The following is a 19,018-nucleotide window of genomic DNA, read 5'->3' on the forward strand; positions in this document are numbered from 1 at the left end:
CGGACGGGCGCGCGTGGCCCGTACGTCCTCAGCGGTTTTCGTGGACCAGGGCATAGACCGCGCGTTTGCGCAGGCCGTGAGCGTCGGCCACCTGTTGGATCGCGTCGCGGCGCGAAGCGCCCGCCGCCTCCCGCTCGGCCACCTCGGCCCGCAACTCGTCGTCGTCCGGTGCGGCCGCCGGCCCGGCCGGCGCGCCCGCCACCACCAGGGTGATCTCGCCGCGCGGCGGATCCGCGGCGGCGCCGGCCGCCAGCGCGCCGAGGGTGTCGCGGCGGATCTCCTCGTAGGTCTTGGTCAGCTCGCGGCAGATCGCGGCCTGACGGTCGGCGCCGAAGATCGCCACGAGATCCTCACACGCGCCGACGATCCGGTGCGTGGCCTCGAAGAAGACCAGGGTGCGCGGCTCGGCGGCCAGTTCGCGCAGCCGGGCGCGGCGCCCGGAGCCGGAACGCGGCAGGAAGCCCTCGAAGACGAACCGGTCGCTGGGCAGGCCGGAGAGCGCCAGGGCGGTGGTCACCGCACTCGGCCCGGGCGCGGCGGTGACCGGGAATCCCGCGTCGAGCGCGGCGCGGACCAGCCGGTATCCGGGATCGGAGACACTCGGCATGCCACCGTCGGTCACCACGGCGACGACGGCGCCGGACCGCAGGGCGTCGACCAGATCGGGGGTACGCCGTTCCTCGTTGCCCTCGAAGTAGGAGACGATCCGCCCGCCGACGGTGATGCCGAGGTCACGGGCGAGCCTCGCCAGCCGCCGGGTGTCTTCCGCCGCGACGACGTCCGCCGAGGCCAGGACGTCGCGCAGGCGTGCCGAGGCGTCGCCGGTGTTACCCAGCGGGGCGCCGACGAGCACGACCCGTCCGCCGGCTTCTTCTCCATGTGGCATGGCGAAAAGTCCATCACATGACAGGACGCGCCGACGGCGGGCCTACGTTCTCAGCGACGGGGCCTACGATCGCGGGGTGACGACGGCGGCCACAGCTGAGACAGAACTCACCACCGCGGACTCCGGAGTTGAGACGGAGCCGTACCGGGGTGGGCGAGCCATCCCAGAGATCGTCCGGCGGCGCCTGTCGACGCTGGACCGGAGCTTCGACCCGTATTCGTGGCTGGTCACCGTGGTGATCACGGTGATCGCCGGGATCCTGCGTTTCGCCGGGGTCGACAAGCCCAAGGGTTACATCTTCGACGAGGTGTACTACCCGACCGACGCGGCCGACATGCTCCAGCACGGCATCGAGTGGGACGAGAAGAACAACACCGCCGCGTACGTGGTGCATCCCCCGCTCGGGAAGTGGCTGATCGCGCTCGGTGAGATCCCCTTCGGCACCGATACCGAGCTGGGCTGGCGGTTCTCCACTGCGGTCGCCGGCACCCTGATGGTGCTGATCTTCATCCGGGTCGCCTACCGGCTGTTCCACTCGATCGTGCTGGCCGGGATCGCCGGCCTGCTGATGGCGCTGGACGGCTTCCAGATGGTGCTGTCACGCACCTCCCTGCTGGACATCTTCATCGGCCTGTTCATCCTGATGACGTTCGCCGCCCTGGTGCTCGACCGCGACCACTACCGGCGCAGCTGGCAGCGGGCCCTGGAGAACGGGTACGACCCGTCGGCGACGCCGCACCTCCCGCGATTCATCCCGTGGTGGCTGCTCGCCTCCGGGGTCGCCTTCGGCATGGCCTGCAGTGTCAAGTGGAGCGCGCTGTTCTTCGCCCCGTTCTTCGCCGCGCTGGTGTTCGTCTGGCGGGCTCAGGCGCGGCGCTCAGCCGGCGTGCGCGGCCCGATCATCGCCGGGATCCTCGGTGACATCGGTTGGCTGGCGCTCACCTTCGGGCTGGTCTTCGCGGTGTATCTGGCCAGCTGGACCGGTTGGTTCGTGACCGACAACGGCTACTTCCGGCACTACCGGGCCGACAACGGGTGGAGCGAGCCGCCGATCATCGGGGCGCTGCAGAACCTGGCCCACTACCACGACGAAGCGTTCCGCTTCCACACCGGACTGACGCAGAAGCACACCTACCAGTCGTGGCCGTGGCAGTGGCTGCTGCTGGGCCGCCCGGTGGCGTTTTACTGGAGCTCGGCCGGCGGCTGTGGCGCGGCCAGTTGCGCCGCCGAGATCCTGCTGGTCGGCACGCCGATCCTGTGGTGGTCGTTCCTGCCGGCGCTCGGCGTGATGGCGTGGTTCGGGGTGGCCCGGCGCGACTGGCGGGCCTACGCGATCATGACCGGCGTGGTGGCCGGGCTGCTGCCGTGGTTCTACTTCGCGGTCAAGGACGGCCGGACCATGTTCGCCTTCTACGCCATGCCGGCGCTGCCGTTCCTGATCCTGGCGGTGGTCTACGTCCTCGGGGCGATCATGACGCCGACGAGCGGGATGACATCAGGCGCTGCGCGGACCGACCGGCAACTGGTGGGGACCGTCGTGGTGAGCACCTACGTCATCCTGGTGGCGCTCTGTTTCGCCTACTTCCACCCGATCTTCGTGGGCACGGTCATGCCGTACGACGACTGGTCGGTGCGGATGTGGTTGGGCGGTCGCTGGATCTAGCGGAGCCTCGCCCTCGAGCCCGGTCTCTCGGAGGCCGGGCTCGTTTTCTCGTGCCGGCTCGTTTTCTCGGCACCGGGACGACAGGGCCTGCCACGAAAGGGCGCGCCCCGATCGCCTGCCACGGGGGAAGCGGGCGATTGGGGCGCGCAAGGAGAGCTTAACGAGCGGAGATGTCCCGCACAACGGGTGGTCCAGCGTGATTGTCGCGTCGATCCCATCATCGCAGGGATTCGGACATTAAGCCTTTATGCTGACGTAAGTATTATTTCATTTTGCGAGAAATGCTCGATAAATGAGTCAGGAATACGACAGTAATTGCCGGGCGTGGTGACGTAACCTCCTTTCCCCGCGCGCCGCGCCACAGCTCAGGGAATGGTCGCGCTGCGCGGACGCACCGGTCCCCACCGGGCCAAAGACCATTCGTCCCATTTCATGTGATCAGTCGGCGGTCCCCCTTAGGGGTGATTCGTGCCAAGATCGCAATAAATGTTCTTAGGCTTCGCCGGGTGACATCGCAGGAAGCCCACACCCCGCCCGACACCGACATCGCCGCGGCCGAGACGGAAGTCATCGCCGTCCCGGAACCCGCGCCGGTGTTCGTGGACTCCACGGGCCGGCGCAGCCGTCTCCTCCGGCGGGTCGCGCTGGCCTTCGGTGTCCTTCTCGTCGCCTACGGCGGGCTGGTCGGCATCAGCCTCGCCGGCGGGCCGCTGAGCTCCAGTGCCGTGCTGCCACTGCCCGGGCTCGACGACGACGAGGACGTGGACACGGCGGAGCCACAGCCGCGTCCCACGCAGGCCCCGGCACCGACGCCGTCGGTCTCACCAGCACGCCGGACCGAGTCGGCGGTCCGCGACGGCGGGGAGCAGCGCCGGCCGGTCACCTCCGCATCGGCCACGGCGTCGGCCCGGTCGGCCCGGTCGGCGAAGCCCAGCCCCACGCCGTCGGCCAGCTCGGGCAGCCCGACCCCCCGACCGATCGAGTCCACGTCCGCGACCCAGCAGCCCACCGTCGAGCCGAACCCGACCACGACCGGGCCGGTCACCCCCGTCACGCCGCCGAACAAGCCGCTGCCGTGAGCGGCCGGCGACCCCGCGGCCGGATCCTGCCCCGCCCACGGGTGCTGCTCGGCTCGATGCTGGCCGGGTTCTTCGTGGCGGTGCTGATCGTGCAGGCCTACGTCAACGCCGAGTTCACCGGCGACCACATCCAGGACGAGGTCGGCGACCAGGCCGGGGTGCCGTCGGCGATCCTGCGCGGCGGCCCGATCATCAACACCACCGGCGGCCAGGAGAGCACCACCCGGCTGCCCGAGCGCACCATCGCGCTCACCTTCGACGACGGCCCCGATCCGGTGTGGACGCCGAAGGTCCTGGAGGTGCTGCGCCGGCACGACGCGCACGCCACCTTCTTCGTGGTCGGCTCGCAGGTGGCCCGTAACCCCGAGCTGACCAAGCGGATCGTGGACGACGGCAACGAGCTGGGCCTGCACACCTTCACCCACCCCAACATGCAGCGGCTGGCGCCGTGGCGGCGCGAGCTCGAGCTGTCCCAGACCCGGATGGCGATCGCCCGGGCCACCGGGGTGCGCACCCATCTGGCCCGGTTCCCCTACTCGTCGAAGAACGCCGCGATCGACGAGGTGAACTGGAAGCTGATCAAGGAGGCGGGCGCGCTCGGCTACCTGGTCGTGGTCAACGACACCGACAGCAACGACTGGCAGCGTCCCGGCCCCGACCGGATCGTGGCCGACGCCACCCCGGCCGGCGACCAGTCGGCGGTCATCCTGTTCCACGACGCCGGCGGCGACCGCTCACAGACCGTCGCGGCCCTCGACCGGTTCATCCCGCTGATGAAGGCTCGCGGCTACCGGTTCACCACCGTCACCGAAGGCCTCAACCTGGGCATCACCGCGCAGGCCGGCTCGCTCCCGGCACTGCCGCTCAACCCGGAGGCGCAGTCCGGCGACACCTGGCGGGGCGCCGCGGTGGTGTGGACCGTGGCGATCGCCGACGGCCTGGTCACGGCGATCGCCGTGCTGTTCGTGGTGGTCGGGGTGCTGACCATCGGGCGTACCCTGCTGCTTCTCCTGCTCGCCACCCGGCATGCCCGGCAGCGCCGCAGACCCGGGTGGCGGTGGGGTCCACCGGTCACCGAGCCGGTGTCGGTGATCGTGCCCGCCTACAACGAGAAGGAGGGCATCGAGGCCGCGGTCCGGTCACTGGCGTGCGGCGACCACCCGGACATCGAGGTGGTCGTGGTCGACGACGGCTCCACCGACGGCACCGCCGACCTGGTCGACCGGATGGGCCTGCCGAACGTGCGGGTGGTCCGGGTGCCCAACGGCGGCAAGCCGAACGCCCTCAACACCGGCGTCGCGATGGCCCGGCACGACCTGATCGTCATGGTCGACGGCGACACGGTCTTCGAGCCCGAGTCGCTGCGGCTGCTGGTCCAGCCGTTCGCCGACCCGTCGGTGGGTGCGGTCGCCGGCAACGTCAAGGTCGGCAACCGGGAGACCACCGTCGCCCTCTGGCAGCACATCGAGTACGTGATCGGCTTCAACCTGGACCGCCGCCTCTACGAGGTGATGAACTGCATGCCGACCGTGCCCGGCGCGATCGGCGCGTTCCGCCGGCAGGCCCTGGCGCAGGTCGGCGGCGTGAGTGACGAGACCCTGGCCGAGGACACCGACGTGACCATGGCGCTGTGCCGGGCCGGGTGGCGGGTCGTCTACGAGGAGAACGCCCGCGCCTGGACCGAGGCGCCGACCACGATGGAGCAGCTCTACCGGCAGCGGTACCGGTGGAGCTACGGGACCATGCAGGCGATGTGGAAGCACCGGAAGGCGCTGTCCGACTCCGGGACGTCCGGGCGGTTCGGCCGGGTCGGCCTGCCGTTCCTCGCCCTCTTCGGGCTGGCGCTGCCGATGCTCGCCCCGGTCGTCGACGTCATGCTCGTCTACGGCCTGGTCTTCTGGGAGCTCAGGGAGACCGCGATCGCCTGGCTCGGCATGCTGGCGTTGCAACTGCTCACGGCGGCGGTCGCGTTCCGGATGGACCGGGAGTCCTGGAGACCGCTGGTCAAGCTTCCCCTTCAGCAGTTCGCCTACCGGCAACTGATGTACCTCGTGCTGCTCCAGTCGGCGACCACCGCGCTGACCGGCGGGCGCCTGCGCTGGCACAAACTCGACCGCTCCGGGCTGGCGTCACCACCGGCCGCGGTCGCCGTGCGGGTGCCGGCCCAGAAGCGACCCGTGAGCCCGTCCCCGGTCGAACTGCAGCCGATCGGGGACGGGCGGGCGCCGGGCTCAGGCGATCGCCAGGTCCCGGATCAGATCGGCCGGATCCATCGACGCGTACGGGAACACGACGTGCAGTGAGGTGCCGTCCCCCGGCCGGTCGGAGAGGGCCACCGTGGCGTGGTGGGCGTCCAGGATCCGCTTCGCCACGGCCAGTCCCCGATCCGGGCCGGGCACGTCCGCGGCGTTGGCGATCGCGCCGTAGTACAGGTGCGGGAACAGGTCGGGTCGCAACCCGTCGGGCAGGTCCATGTCGTCCAGCCGTACCGTCGGGCCGGACTCCATCTCCGTGCCCACCCGGACCCGGCCGCCCTCCGGCGTGTATTTGACCGCCGCGAAGAGAAGGTGCGTCAGCACCTGCTCCAGACGGACCGGGTCGGCGATGATCGGCAGCGACGGGCCGCCCGCCTGGTTGAGGATCCAGATGTGCTTGCTGGCCGCGATCGGCCGGATCGCCTCCACCGCCCGCTGGGTGACCCGGGTCAGGTCGCACTGCCGCATGTGCAGGCTCTCCCCGCCGAGCCCGGCATCGGCCATCGTGGTCAGGTGGTCGATCAGCTCCCGGAAGCCGCGGCAGTGCGCCGCCGTGGCCCGCGCGACCAGATCGCCCATCTCGGCGTCGTGGTATCCGGTGTCGCCGAGCCGTTCCAGGTACGCCGACATGAGCCGCAGCGACGACCGCAGCTCCCCGCCGACCAGTCCGGCCAGGTCGTCCTTGCGGCGCTCCAGCTCCTGCAGCCGCGCCGTCGTGTTGGCCAGCGCGAACGCGTACCGCCGCAGCTCCAGCTGGGCGGTGACCTGGCGGGCCAGCGCGCGCAGAGCCTGCTGCTGCTCCACGTCCAGCCGCCGGGGCTTGGTGTCCATCACGCAGAGCGTGCCGAGCGCGAACCCGTCGGTGGTCAGCAGCGGCGCGCCGGCGTAGAAGCGGATCCCGTCCTCGGCCGTCACCAGCGGGTTGCCGGCGAACCGGTCGTCCTCGCGGGCGTCCGGCACCAGCATCAGGTCGCGGCCCAGGATGGCGTGGGCGCAGAACGATACGTCCCGCGAAGTCTCCGCGACCTCGATGCCGGTCTGTGCCTTCGCCCACTGCCGGTCCGCGTCGACCAGGCTGACCGCTGCCATCGGGGCCTCACACACTCCTGCGGCGAGCGCGACGATGTCGTCGAAGTCCTTCTCCGGTGGGCTGTCGAGTATGTCGAGCGAGTAGAGGGCGGCCAACCGCTCGATCTCGTTGTCGGGCAGTGGTGCTTTCATGGGGCGTCACCTCCGAGACTTGTCTCAGAGGTACCACTCAAAAGTAGCAATTTACGCATTTCTCCCGGAACTGGCGCTGCCCGCAGGCTCCTGACAAGCGGATATGCTTCGCGGCCATGAGCACCGAGCAGTTCGCCTGCGGCACGTGCGGCGCCTTGCACGACGGCCCGCCGCTCGACTTCTCCGCCCCTGCGCCGGAGTACTGGCAGCCGGAGATGGCCGGCCAGGAGGGCTGCCTGCTGGACTCCGACATCTGCGTCATCAGCGGCGAGCAGTTCTTCGTCCGCGGCTTGATCGAGCTGCCCGTGTGGGACACCGGCGACGTCTTCACGTACAGCATGTGGGTGTCCCTGAGCCGCCCGAGCTTCACCCGCGCCGTCGACGTCTGGGAGCAGCCGGGCCGCGAGACGGAGCCGCCCTACTTCGGCTGGCTTTCCAACATCATCGCGGGGTACGAGCCGTCGACGCTCAACCTGCGGACCAACGTGCACACCCGGGCCGTGGGCCAGCTGCCGTACATCGAGCTCGAGCCCACCGGGCACCCGCTCGCCGTCGAACAGCTCGCCGGCATCACCCGCTCCCGGGTGGAGGAGATCGCCTCCTTCCACCTGCACCGCTAGCCTGCCCGTCCGCCCCGCTAGCCTGCCCTGATGGAACTGCGGTCGATCGACCCCCGCAACTACGAGGCGGCCCTCAAGATCGAGGTGCGCCCCGACCAGGCCGACCTCGTCGCGCCCGTCGTCAAGTCCCTGGCCGAGGCGTACGTCTTCGGCGCGGAAGCCTGGCCGCGCCTCGTCTACGACGGTGACGAGCTGGTCGGCTTCGTGATGGCGTTCCTCGACATCCCCTGGAGCGACCCGGACGACACGGACCGCCGCTCCGGCCTGTGGCGCCTCAACATCGCCGCCGGCCACCAGGGCAAGGGCTACGGCTCGTTCGCCGTCGAGGCCGTCTGCGCCGAGATCCGCGCCCGCGGCGGCACGCGGGCCTACGTCACCTATCACGCCCGCGAGGGCGGCCCGGCCCCGTTCTACGCCCGCCTCGGCTTCCGCACCACCGGCGAGCTGGTCGACGGGGAGACCGTGGCCGTCCGCGACCTGTCACAGCCCTAGCAGGGCGGCCATCGCCTCGTTCTCGGCAGACTGCTCGTTGATCACGTGCTTGGCCATGCCGCGGATGTACGCGTTACCGCCACCGGCGTCGAGCAGTGACCGGGACATGGTGATGGCGCCGCGGTGGTGCTCGATCATCAGCCGCAGATAGACGGACGGCGCCGCCTCCGCGTCGGCCCGGTCCAGCTCGGCCAGCTGGGCGGCGGTCAGCATGCCGTGCTCCGCGCCGGCCTCGGTCGGGCCGGTCGCCGGGCGGCCCCACGCCGTCAGCCACTCGTCGGTCACGTCGATCTCACGCTGCTGGTCCCGCTCGATGAACTCGGCGATCAGGCGGACCCGCTCCGGGACGTCGCCCTTGGCGATCAGCGTGCGGCTCATCGCGACCGCCTGCTCGTGATGCGCGACCATCATCCGCGCGAAATGCTCGTCGACGGCGCGGGGCGTCTCCTGCGACACCGGTTGGCGCACCGGCTCGACGGCGCCGGCGTCACGCAGCAGGAAAACGGTCAGACCGGTGGCCGCGATGCTGAGCACCGCGGCGAAACGGCGGATCATCGAAGACTCCCTCCGGACGGCGCGGCCGGCCCGGCCGTCGGGGCCGGGCCGGCCGCGGTTCAGCCGCCCACGCCCGACGGCGAGGGCCGCGGGGACGAGGACTGCGGTGACGAGGGCTGCGGGCCCGAGGGCTCAGGCTCGGGCTCGGGCTCGGGCTGCGGGTCGCCGTTCTGGCCCGTACGCTCGTCCGGCGTCAGCTGGTTCATCGCGGTGAAGTCGCGCGGCACCAGGTCGAAACCCTGCCAGTGCATCGGCATCGGGCTCTGGTCCTCGTCACGCGGCACGTGGTGGAAACCCACCCGCACCCACATCACCGGGTCGGTCAGCTTCTGCTTGTCCTTGACGAAATCCAGGACGGTACGCAGATCCGGCGGGCACTCCGGGTCGGAGGCGTTACCGCTCGCGTACTTCTCGCACGGGCTCTTCTGGCTGAAGGTGACATCCGGTTTCGTCTCCGGGTGCCCCTCGTAACGGTCGTCGCCGCCGGTGACCAGCTCGTACGAGCGCAGGTGCCCGTCGGTGTTCTTGCTGGACTGGCTGGTCATCCGCCACCACCGCTGGTTCACCTTGGAGAGCGTGCCCTCCTTGGCGATCGCGGTGCGCGTGGTCTTCAACTTGGCGGTCACCTCACCACGGCCGTCGAGCGCCGTGTCGTACTGGTCGACCCGCTCGCCGCCCTTGCCCCCGATGTTGAAGTCCACCCGCCAGAACGCGTTGTGGTAGTGCATCGTCGCCTTGTAATCGCCGCCCTTGCCGATCGGCCAGCCACGGGCGGCGTCCGCCTCCGTGCTCGGAGCCAGGTCACCGGTGGCGCCGAGACGAGCCGAGATCTGACCGTCGTCGTGCAGGCGGTACTCGGTCACGTACTCGTACCAGGACAGCTTGCTGATCGTGCGCAGCACCAGGTCGTGACCCTGCCGGGAGGAGAGTACGTTCGTCTCCCCGTCCCAGGACTCCTCACGCCCGCGGTAGGCCAGGCCGGAGGGCTCGGCGCTGACGCAGAGCACCTTGCGCTGCTTCGGCGCCCCGGAGCCGTCCGACCCGAGCCGGGCCGAACCGCCCTTGCAGTCGTCGCCGTCGAGCGTCTCCAGGTAGTACCCACCCATGCCCAGATCGGTCAGATCGTCGAACTCCATGTCGCCGGTGTCGTACGGCACGTGCAACTGGGCGAGCCGGATCGAGTCGAGCACCTGCACCGGCTCCGGGTTGCGCTTCGTGGAGACGAAGACCTTCTCCAGGATCAGCCCCGCCTTGTCGTGGATCCGCCAGCACATCTGCCAGGTGGTGCCGTTCGGCAGCGTCTCCTTGACCGTCGAGGCCGTGCTGCACGGCAACACCGGCGCGGCGGCCTGCGCGGCGGACGGTACGGCGGCGCCCAGCAGGGCCACGGTCAGAAGCGCCGACGCGCCCACGAACTTGCGGTACGACATGCTGGCCCTCACTTGAGGCGGGCGACCGTGCGCCCGGAGAGGTCGACGACGAACTCGCTGACGCTGAGGAACTGCCCGTCCTCGGTCTGCACGATGAGCTGCACACAACGGCTCCGGCCGCACTGGCTCGCCCCCTGGTCGGCGGGCTTCGCCGTGTAGATGTGGGCGGTGGGCACGAGGCCGTCCGTACCGTTGAGCGCCTTTCCGGTCGCCTTCCGGTACTCCTCCTTGAAACCGCTGCCGAGCGGGTCGGCGACCAGCAGCTCCAACGCGGTCCTGGTCTCCTGCGCGGACGCGGGCGGCTGCATCCCGCCGGCCGAGAAGGACCTCGCAAGCTTGCCCGTGGTCAGGTCGACGACCTGCTTGAACAGCTTCTCCGTCCGGTAGTCGTAGTAGTACAGCTCGGCCTGCCGTCCGCCGGCCTCGGCGTCCACCTCGGCCGACAGGTACTCCGGCCCGGCCTTGCCGGTGACGTCCTCGGCACCGGAGGCGAGCTGCGGCGTGAGCGCCACGGCCCGGGCCTTCTCGACCTCGCCGCTGGTCAGCGCATCACTTCCGCTGCCGGTGGCGGCCTCGGGAAGCGGGCTGGGATCGGAGACGTGCGGCTGCTCGGCGGCCACCGTCGGGGTGGGCGGGGTCGGCGCGGCGTTCGCCTGCCATGCGGCGACCCCGAAGGCCGTCACGGCCGAGGCCGTCGCGATGCTCAGCCCCCAGGCCCACTGTCTGAATCGAACCACTCTTCTGTTCCCTCCCGTCGCGTCCGCATGGACATTTACGGAAGGAGAGTGAGATTCACGTGAAGCAAAATGCGAAGTTCATCTAATCAACAATGTGCGGATCAACGATCGCCCTGCTCATCGAGCCATTTGCGTACGCGCAGCTCAGCTCGGTTAATTTATTGGTAACGGTATTTGTCTACCACATTCGTGCCATCTCCTCCGGCGGTGGCATTCACGACGCCGCCCGCCCGGCAGCCTGCCGGCGGCGGGCCCGGATCTCGACCCCCGCCGTCCTGCCGTCACCCTTTCCGGCGCACCGCGTACGCGACGGCACCGCTCGCGTCGTCGATCGCGGTCACCTCCACCGAATGCCCCGCGCTGTCCGCGGAGACCTCGAGGTCCATGGCGCCGAACCCGCCCGCCGGCTGACAGATCCGCAGATCCTGCTCCGCGAGCGTCGCGCCGATCCGGAACCCCACCCGGAGAACACCGTTGCCGGAGCAGGACACGATGAGCCGGTACCGGCCGGCCTCCCACTCGGACTTCGGGTCCTCACGACGCAACGGATTCTCCCGATCGAGCACCTGCGCATCCGCGACGATGTTCTGAGCGGCCGCGGTGGCCGCGGTCTCCTCCGGAGACAACATGACGGGCGAGGCGGTCGGCACGGCCATCTGCTCCGCGGACGGCCCACAGGCGGTCAACAGAAGCAAAGCCACCAGGGGTACGGCACTCACGCGCACGATCGCCAGCGTAGGACCACCCGTGACGACATCACGGACGTTTCCCCGGACCGGCTCGTGACGCCGCCGGCACCGTGCGGACGCGTCCTCCCTCCACCGCGCCCAGCGCCCGGCCGGCGCCCCGTGCCACCCTCCCGTTTCATGGCCGATGGCCCGGCCCGGCCACCGATGATCGGTGGCCGGACCGGGCCATTGGTGAACGCGATTACTGGGTGACGGTGTCGTTGCCGGCCCCACCGACCAGCTTGTCCTTGCCGGCGCCACCCGCGAGGTTGTCGTTGCCGGCGCCGCCGTACAGGGTGTCGTTGCCGTATCCACCGAGCAGGAAGTCACTGCCGGTGCCGCCGTAGATGGTGTCGCCGCTGTCGGACAGCTCGCCGTCGAGGTCGCCGCCGATCAGGTCGTCGTTGCCGGCCTGGCCGTAGATCCTGTCCTTGCCCGGGCCGCCCTCGACATGGTCGTCACCGGTGCCGCCGTACAGGGTGTCGTTGCCGGAACCACCCTGCACATCGTCGATCCCGGTACCGCCGCGGAGGGTGTCCTTCCCGGTTCCACCGAAGACGGTGTCGTTGCCGGAACCACCGTCCGCGGTCAGCGCGACTGCGGTGTCGTTGTCGACGAAGTCACTCTTGTCACCGAGGCTTACGTCGATTCCCGTCGGCTTCCTCGCGGTGGTGCACTTGACCTTGGTCTTGTCACCCTTGACCGCTTTGCAGCCCTTGCCGGCCCTGATGGCGACCGTGTCGTTCAGGGTGATCGTGCGGCCGGAGATCGTGATGACGAGCGAATTGGCCTGACCGGCAGCCGCGGTGAACCGTACGACGGTGCCGCTCTTCCCCACGACCTCGGCTTTGGCAGCCGAGGCGGCCTGCGCCGGCGAAGCGAAGAAGGCAGTCGTGGCGGCAGCCGCGATGCCGATCGCGGCCAGCTTCCTACGGTTGAGACTGAACATCGGAACCCCGTCCCTAGCTGCTGATACACAGATCCTATGAGGACACGAGCCCCACTCATCTCCCGTTTTCGAGCCAAGCCGGCGGAGACATAGTCACGGCGGCTTCAGCGATCCGGCGTCATCCGAGGCCAACGAGCCGCGGCCCGCCTGGCGAATGCACGACGGCGAGAGTGCCCCGGCATCGCGTCCGCAACCGATCTGACGGTCAAACGATGAACGGGCCGGTCGCCTCGATCGGCTACCAGCCCGTTAACAGGTACTTCTTGGTGGAGCTGTGGGGATTTGAACCCCAGACCCCCTCGATGCGAACGAGGTGCGCTACCAGACTGCGCCACAGCCCCCCGGTCCACCGGTGACTGGGTCACCTTGGAACCGTTGAAAGGCTAACAGGTCATCTCGACCCTTCGCGAACCACCCCTCCTCAAGAGCGCTTCGGAGTCCGGTGACGGTTGATTCGGGGCAGCGGAGTAGACGCGCGGGAGGGCAACAGCCCGGATGGAGCGCTGACGGCCGGGACTGCCGCCTCCGTCGCCGCGGGAGCTACGGGACGGCGCGGAAAGGACGGTGACGGCTCGGACCGTACCCCCTAGGAAGCGTTGTTCCGACGCCCACCGGCCTCGTAGGGGCGGCCTCGCAGACCGCCTCGCCGCCGGTAGGAGACCGAGCCGCCGTTGGCGGCGGCCGGCAGGGGCAGGTCGGAGGGTTCCCGGTCGAGGCCCATCGCGGCACGCCGGACGGCCTCCTTCTGGGCGGCGAGGCGCCGCTGGGCCTCGCGGCGGGCGGCGGCGCGGCGGGCCTGTTCGCGGCGGACCTCGGCCTGGCGGGCGGCGAGCCAGGCGGCCTCACGGGCCTGGACGCGACGGCGGCGGCGGTCGGCGACGGCGCGGTTGCGCAGGTGTACGAGGTACAGCCCGAGCAGGCTGCCGGTGACCGCGAAGCTGATCCAGAAGCCGGGGCCGACCGCGACGACGCCGACGAGCTCGATGGCGTTGAGCAGGATGAGTGCGGCGAAGACGCGGCGGCGCCGGACGACGGCGGGGGTGCCCCGGCGCTGGGGTGCGCGGCGGGGTGAGCGTCTGCCGGTGACGAGGCGGAGGCGGCGCTCGGGAGGACCGGTGGGATCACTCGTTGGGGAGGGGACCGTAACCGTGACCTGGCGGGCGGGGTTGATCGGTCGGCGTCCGGGCACGGTGCGGAGACGACGCCGGCGCTGCAGCACCCGCGCCGTCGAGGACGCCCGTTCCGCGGCGAGGCGCTCGGTGGCGTCGTACCGGCGGACCAGCGCCGGGGCGAGGGCGAGCAGACCCGCCGCGGCGAGGACGGCGAGGAGCACCGAGGTCGGCACCGTCACCGCTCCGATCCGCCACGACGAATGACACGTGGAATGACACGACGAATGCGAGGTTACGGGCGGTAGCCGTGTTATTTCGCGCGCCGCGCCGGTAGCGTTGCGACGTTACCGATCATGAACTGGCGCGGACGCGGCGCCAGCGTGCCAGCAGGCCACCCTCGCCGGCGACCTCTTCGCTGGTCATCGCGTAGCCGAGGTGATCACGCCAACCGCCGTCGATGTGCATGTAGCGCTGGTGGTACGCCTCCTCGCGGAATCCCAGCTTTTCGACGACGCGGCGGCTCGGCCCGTTCTCCGGGCGGATGTTGACCTCGATCCGGTGCAGGCCGCCGGGGCCGAAGGCGTGGTCGACGGCGAGCGCCAGCGCGGTCGGGATGACGCCGCGGCCGGCCGCCCGGTGGTCGACCCAGTATCCGGCGTAGGCCGACGCGAAGGCCCGCCGCACGATGTTGCCGAGGTTGACGTGCCCGACGAGGCGTTCCCGGCCGTTCTCGACGAGGCAGACGGCGAACGGCATGCTGTCGCCGTTGCGGGCGGCCCGTTTCATGTCGCGGTAGACGTATCCGAAGGCGCGCGGCGAGTTCATCTCCGACCACGGGCCGGGCGGCGCCGACTCCCACGGGGCCAGCCAGGCCTGGTTGGCGACCCGCACCTCGGACCAGGCTCGCGCGTCGCCACGCTTGTACGGCCGCAGGAGCACAGCCCCGTCCGCCAGCACAGCGGGCCATCCGGGCGTGGTGGCCCCCAGCATCTATCGCCTCCGGTCGAGCAGCAGAACGTCGACGGTCGAGCCGGCGGCTGCTGTGGTGACCCGTTCGCCGAGCACCAGCAGGCCGTTCGCCTCGGCCAAACCGGACAGAGTGTACGGCCCACCGGCGAGCGGCTGCACCGTGTAACCGCCACCGCGCCGTTCCGCGACGTAGGCGGGCCGGAACTCGCGTAGCCCGCCGGGTGAGGAGACCGTCTCCAGCAGGTGCGCCTTGATCCCGGGGCGGAAGACCGGTTCGGCCCCGGCGAGCAGCTGGATCACCGGCCGGGCCAGCACCTCGAACCCGATGAGCGCGGCACCGGGCTCGCCGGGCAGGCACACCACGGGCACCTCCTCGCCGCCGACGGTGCCGAAGCCGAGGGCGGTTCCGGGGCAGAGGGCGACGTTCGTGAACTCGACGTTCCCACGGCCGGGCCCGGGCCGGGACAGCACCCGGCGCAGCATGTCGCCGGGTCCGGTGCCGGTGCCGCCGGTGGTGATGATCAGGTCGGCGCGCAGCGTCTGGTCCTCCAGGAGGCCGCGCAGCCCTTCCGGGTCGTCGTCGCAGATGCCGATCCGGTACGCCATCGCGCCGGCCTCCACGGCGGCCGCTGTGAGGGCGTGCGAGTTGGCGTCGACGACCTGGCCGGGCTGGCTGGGCCGGCCCACGTCGACGAGCTCGTCACCGGTGGCCACGACCACCACCCGCGGGCTGGGCCGGACCATGACGTGCCCGATCCCGGCGGCGGCGAACAGGGCCACGGTGGGCGGGGTGACGTAGGAGCCGGCGGCGGCGAGGAGCTGCCCGACGGCGACCTCCTCACCGGCCCGCCGGACTCCGGAGCCGCGTTTCGGGGCGTGCAGGATCTCCACGGCGGCCATGCCCTGGTCGGTCCAGTGGACCGGGACGACCACGTCGGCGCCGATCGGCAGCGGCGCGCCGGCCGCCACCGAGAAGCAGGTGCCCGGGGTGAGCCGGACGGGCCGCCAGTGTGCCGCCCCCATGTCGCCGACCACGTTCAGCCGGACCGTGCGGGCGGTGTTCTCGAACTGCCCGAACGACGGGTGCGAGCCGATGCGCCCGGCACCGGCCAGGTCTTCCCATCGGGCCGCATACCCGTCGATCGCGGCCTGGTCGAATGCCGGGTACGCGTGTGGGGCGACCACATCGGCCGCCAGCACGTTCCCGTGGGCCTGGGTGAGGTCGAGGTCGAGCGGAGGCAGCGCACGGAGCCTGCGCAGCACGCTGCCCAGGTACTCGGCGAGAGGCATCAGCTCGTTGGAAGCGGCCGCCTCGCGATCGGCCGTGGCGGTCATCCCTTCCAGCCGCCGACGAACTCGGTGAGCCAGGCCCGGAACTCCTCGCCCAGGTCCTCACGCTGCACCGCGAGCTGGACGACGGCCTGCAGGTAGCCGAGCGGCATGCCGGTGTCGTAGCGGTGGCCGCGGTAGACGATGCCGTGCACCGGGACACCGTCGGCGAGCATCGTGGCCATCGCGTCGGTGAGCTGGATCTCGCCGCCGTTGCCGGGCTTGGTGTCGGCGATGACGCCGAAGATCGAGCCGGGCAGCACGTAGCGGCCGAGCACCGCCAGGTTGCTGGGGGCCTCCTCCGGGGACGGCTTCTCGACCAGGCCGGTCACCTCGACGACGTCCGGGTCGTCGGTGGTCCGGACGGAGGCGATGCCGTAGCGGGAGGTCTCGTGCGGCGCGACCTCCATGAACGCGAGGACGATGCCGCCGGTCTTCTCCTGCAGGTCCAGCATCGCCGGGAGCAGCGGCTTGTCCTCCTCGACGAACTCGTCGCCGAGCAGCACAGCGAACGCGTTGTCGCCGACGTGGGAGGCGGCGGTGCCGACCGCGTGACCCAGCCCGAGCGCCTCACCCTGGCGAACCGTGTAGATGTCGGCGAGTTCGCTCGAACGGCGTACGGCGGCAAGGCGCTTGTGGTCGCCCTTCTCCTCGAGCCGCGCCTCGACGTCGGGACGCCGGTCGAAGTGGTCCACCATCGCGGTCTTGCCGCGTCCGGTCACCAGCAGGACGTCGGTGATGCCGGCGGCCGCAGCCTCCTCGACGATGTACTGCAGGACCGGCCGGTCCACCACCGGCAGCAACTCCTTGGGCACGGCCTTGGTCGCCGGCAGGAAGCGGGTCGCGAGCCCCGCCGCCGGGATCACCGCCTTGACGGCGCGCTTCGTCGTCATTCAGTCACTTCACCTTCGCTGGTTGGAGGACATGCCGCGAGACTATCGGCCACGGCCGTGTCGCGGCGGCTGTGGCCCACCAGTGGTGGCCGTCGCCGCATCCAGATGCCCCTCCGACACGCCCGGGGAAACCCGTTCAGCGAGACGGTACGTGTCGCGGCCCGCGTTCTTCGCCGCATACAGCGCCTCGTCTGCCGCATCGAGCACCTCCTGGGCCGTGGCGCCGTGCTCCGGGAAGACCGCGATCCCGATCGACACACTGATCGAGATCCGGTCGTCGAGGCCGGGGCGGCGCGGATCGACCGGCACCGGCCACTCCCGTACCGCGGCGCCCAGCCGCTCGGCGACTATCACTCCGCCGTACGCGTCCGTCTCCGGAAGCAGCACCACGAACTCCTCCCCGCCCTGCCGGAACGCCACGTCGACCTCACGGAGCCCGATCCGGATCCGCCGCGCGAACTCGCCCAGCACCTGATCACCCGCCGTGTGCCCGTACGTGTCGTTCACCTCCTTGAAGTGGTCCAGATCCAGGACCAGGACGGTGAGCATCCGCCCGAACCGGCTGGCCCGCTCCACCTCACGGCGCAGCACCTCGCGCAGATAACGGTAGTTCCAGAGTCCGGTCAGCGGGTCGGTCAAAGAGAGACGTTGTGCCTCCTCGTGGACACGTACGTTGTGCACGGCCACCCCGGCCTGCCCGGCGAAGGTGCGCAGCGTACGCAGGTCGGCGTCCTCGAAGGAGGGCTCACCGAGCCGGTCGTAGAGCGCCAGCACACCGAGCACCGACGGCTCCGGCCCGACCTCCTCGTCCGGTGGGGCGCAGATCGGCACGGCGAGATACGAGTCACACGCCGGCTCGTCCGGGGCGCGGCCCTCCTCCTGAGCACGGCCCCGCAGCGGCGTCCCGGTCGCCGCGACCCGGCCGAGCACCCCGCGGCCGGGCGACAGGCGCCGCTGCGACAGCTCGGCCGGCGACAGGTCCCACGCGCCGGTCAGTCCCGCGCCGCAGCGGGCCGCCAGCCGCCCGTCGGCCGGGTCGAGGAGCAGGATCAGCCCGGCCCGAGCGCCGGTCGCGGTCATCGCGGTGCGCAGGATGACCGGCAGGATCCGGTCCAGGTCGTGGGTGCTGGACAGGGTGTCGCCGAGGATCGCCAGATGCCGTCGCAGCTGGTCCCGGCTCGCGGTCAGCGCCTGCACGTAGGACTGCAGCTCACGGGTCATCCGGTTGAAGGTGCCGGCCAGCCGGCCCAGCTCATCCGGCCGCGGGATCGGGACGCGGGTGTCGAGGTCGCCGTTCGCCACCCGGTCGGCGGCCCACGCGAGATCACCGAGCGGACGGGTGGTCGACCGGGCCAGCCAGCGGGCGGCGATCACCGCCACGAGCGCGGTGACCAGCACGATCAGCAGCAGGATCAGGTAGCGGCCGGTGGGCTCGCCGGTCGGGACGGTCACGGTGAGGGCCATCGGCCGTCCCGGTTCGGCGGGCAGGTCCCGGTGGGCGGTCCCGGCTGCCGCGGGCAGGCCCGCGCCGAGCGCCACGGTGACACCGGCGGCCGCGCCCAGCCGGTCCAGCAGTGCGGCGTCGACCCGCTGTCCGGCGATCACCGTGACCTCTTGGTCGTACGCGGACGCGGCCAGCGTGGCGACATGAGGCGTCGTCGCCGTACCGGGTGTCGCGCAGTCCTGGCGGCCACTCTCCGCGGGGTCGCCGGTCACCGCCGAACGGGCCAGCCCCGAATGTTCTGGATCGGTCACGGAGATCTCGGTGGCCAGTCCTCGCCGGACCAGCTGGTCGGCGACCGCCCTTCGCTCCCCGGCCGGCACCACGGCGACAGCGTCCGCCGAAGCCTGCAGCTGGCGGCAGATGGCGCCGACCGCCACACTGACGGTCGTCGCAGCGTGGTCGAGGCGTTCGGTGGTCCGCTCCCGGCTCACGGCGCCGACGGTCACCGCGACGAAGATGGACCCGAGCAGGACCGGACCGAGCACGACCACCAGGAAAGCACTGGTCAGCCGGCCACGTAGTGTCACACATCCTCCCGGGGTGGCCCTCTTTGGAGCGATGCTGACATAGTGTGCACCGTTTGCCGGTTTTCAAAA

General features: G+C 70.8%; 17 protein-coding genes and 1 tRNA gene. 5 read left to right on the plus strand and 13 right to left on the minus strand.

Annotated features, from left to right (window positions below; all coding sequences use genetic code 11):
* Window positions 1–28: 28 nt before the first annotated feature.
* A complete protein-coding gene (gene rsmI, locus ACQPZW_RS45715; RefSeq protein WP_433792233.1) occupies window positions 29–886 on the minus strand; it encodes a 16S rRNA (cytidine(1402)-2'-O)-methyltransferase in 858 nt (285 codons plus the stop codon).
* Window positions 887–962: 76 nt separating this feature from the next.
* Here rsmI and ACQPZW_RS45720 point away from each other — a divergent pair, with 76 nt between their 5' ends.
* From ACQPZW_RS45720 to ACQPZW_RS45730, 3 genes are all read left to right on the plus strand, one after another.
* Window positions 963–2,549 carry a dolichyl-phosphate-mannose--protein mannosyltransferase gene (locus ACQPZW_RS45720; RefSeq protein WP_433792234.1) on the plus strand — a complete coding sequence of 529 codons (1,587 nt, stop codon included), beginning with the start codon at window positions 963–965 and terminating at the stop codon, window positions 2,547–2,549.
* 506 nt (window positions 2,550–3,055) lie between these two features.
* Window positions 3,056–3,628 carry a hypothetical protein gene (locus ACQPZW_RS45725; protein WP_433792235.1) on the plus strand — a complete coding sequence of 191 codons (573 nt, stop codon included), beginning with the start codon at window positions 3,056–3,058 and terminating at the stop codon, window positions 3,626–3,628.
* Between the two features lie 56 nt (window positions 3,629–3,684).
* Entirely contained in the window at window positions 3,685–5,931 is a 2,247-nt protein-coding gene (locus ACQPZW_RS45730) for a bifunctional polysaccharide deacetylase/glycosyltransferase family 2 protein (RefSeq protein ID WP_433797831.1), read from the plus strand.
* Here the strand turns inward: ACQPZW_RS45730 and ACQPZW_RS45735 are convergent.
* On the minus strand, window positions 5,860–7,104 hold the full coding sequence (locus ACQPZW_RS45735; protein WP_433792236.1) for a GAF domain-containing sensor histidine kinase: 1,245 nt from the start codon (window positions 7,102–7,104) through the stop codon (window positions 5,860–5,862). The genes ACQPZW_RS45730 and ACQPZW_RS45735 overlap by 72 nt on opposite strands.
* A gap of 116 nt (window positions 7,105–7,220) precedes the next feature.
* On the opposite strand from ACQPZW_RS45735, the gene ACQPZW_RS45740 reads away from it, so the two are divergent.
* Both ACQPZW_RS45740 and ACQPZW_RS45745 read left to right on the plus strand, forming a co-directional pair.
* A complete protein-coding gene (locus ACQPZW_RS45740) occupies window positions 7,221–7,724 on the plus strand; it encodes a DUF2199 domain-containing protein (protein WP_433792237.1) in 504 nt (167 codons plus the stop codon).
* A gap of 30 nt (window positions 7,725–7,754) precedes the next feature.
* Window positions 7,755–8,216, plus strand: a complete 462-nt coding sequence (locus ACQPZW_RS45745; RefSeq protein WP_433792238.1) for a GNAT family N-acetyltransferase — start codon at window positions 7,755–7,757, stop codon at window positions 8,214–8,216.
* Here ACQPZW_RS45745 and ACQPZW_RS45750 read toward each other — a convergent pair.
* From ACQPZW_RS45750 to ACQPZW_RS45800, 11 genes are all read right to left on the minus strand, one after another.
* Complete coding sequence (locus tag ACQPZW_RS45750; RefSeq protein WP_433792239.1) at window positions 8,205–8,771, minus strand: DUF305 domain-containing protein; 567 nt, start codon at window positions 8,769–8,771, stop codon at window positions 8,205–8,207. The two genes, ACQPZW_RS45745 and ACQPZW_RS45750, sit on opposite strands and share 12 nt — an antisense overlap.
* A 59-nt stretch (window positions 8,772–8,830) precedes the next feature.
* Window positions 8,831–10,201, minus strand: a complete 1,371-nt coding sequence (locus ACQPZW_RS45755; RefSeq protein WP_433792240.1) for a primary-amine oxidase — start codon at window positions 10,199–10,201, stop codon at window positions 8,831–8,833.
* Window positions 10,202–10,209: 8 nt separating this feature from the next.
* A complete protein-coding gene (locus tag ACQPZW_RS45760; protein WP_433792241.1) occupies window positions 10,210–10,938 on the minus strand; it encodes a hypothetical protein in 729 nt (242 codons plus the stop codon).
* 281 nt (window positions 10,939–11,219) lie between these two features.
* On the minus strand, window positions 11,220–11,639 hold the full coding sequence (locus ACQPZW_RS45765; protein WP_433792242.1) for a hypothetical protein: 420 nt from the start codon (window positions 11,637–11,639) through the stop codon (window positions 11,220–11,222).
* 229 nt (window positions 11,640–11,868) lie between these two features.
* The gene (locus ACQPZW_RS45770; protein ID WP_433792243.1) at window positions 11,869–12,615 is read right to left on the minus strand and encodes a calcium-binding protein; all 747 of its coding nucleotides are present in this window, start codon (window positions 12,613–12,615) and stop codon (window positions 11,869–11,871) included.
* Between the two features lie 264 nt (window positions 12,616–12,879).
* A tRNA-Ala gene (locus ACQPZW_RS45775) sits at window positions 12,880–12,956 on the minus strand.
* Between the two features lie 245 nt (window positions 12,957–13,201).
* Entirely contained in the window at window positions 13,202–13,960 is a 759-nt protein-coding gene (gene sepX / locus ACQPZW_RS45780) for a divisome protein SepX/GlpR (RefSeq protein ID WP_433797832.1), read from the minus strand.
* Window positions 13,961–14,078: 118 nt separating this feature from the next.
* Window positions 14,079–14,717 carry a GNAT family N-acetyltransferase gene (locus ACQPZW_RS45785; protein ID WP_433792244.1) on the minus strand — a complete coding sequence of 213 codons (639 nt, stop codon included), beginning with the start codon at window positions 14,715–14,717 and terminating at the stop codon, window positions 14,079–14,081.
* Complete coding sequence (locus ACQPZW_RS45790; protein WP_433792245.1) at window positions 14,718–16,031, minus strand: molybdopterin molybdotransferase MoeA; 1,314 nt, start codon at window positions 16,029–16,031, stop codon at window positions 14,718–14,720. It lies immediately after the preceding gene.
* On the minus strand, window positions 16,028–16,918 hold the full coding sequence (locus ACQPZW_RS45795; protein ID WP_433792246.1) for a UTP--glucose-1-phosphate uridylyltransferase: 891 nt from the start codon (window positions 16,916–16,918) through the stop codon (window positions 16,028–16,030). Before ACQPZW_RS45795 ends, ACQPZW_RS45790 begins: the two co-directional genes overlap by 4 nt.
* A 42-nt stretch (window positions 16,919–16,960) precedes the next feature.
* Window positions 16,961–18,949: a diguanylate cyclase gene (locus ACQPZW_RS45800; protein WP_433792247.1), complete on the minus strand. Its 1,989-nt coding sequence runs from the start codon at window positions 18,947–18,949 to the stop codon at window positions 16,961–16,963.
* Between the last annotated feature and the right edge of the window lie 69 nt (window positions 18,950–19,018).

Source organism: Actinoplanes sp. CA-252034 (assembly GCF_050956125.1).
In the GTDB taxonomy this organism is placed as follows: Bacteria; Actinomycetota; Actinomycetes; order Mycobacteriales; family Micromonosporaceae; genus Actinoplanes.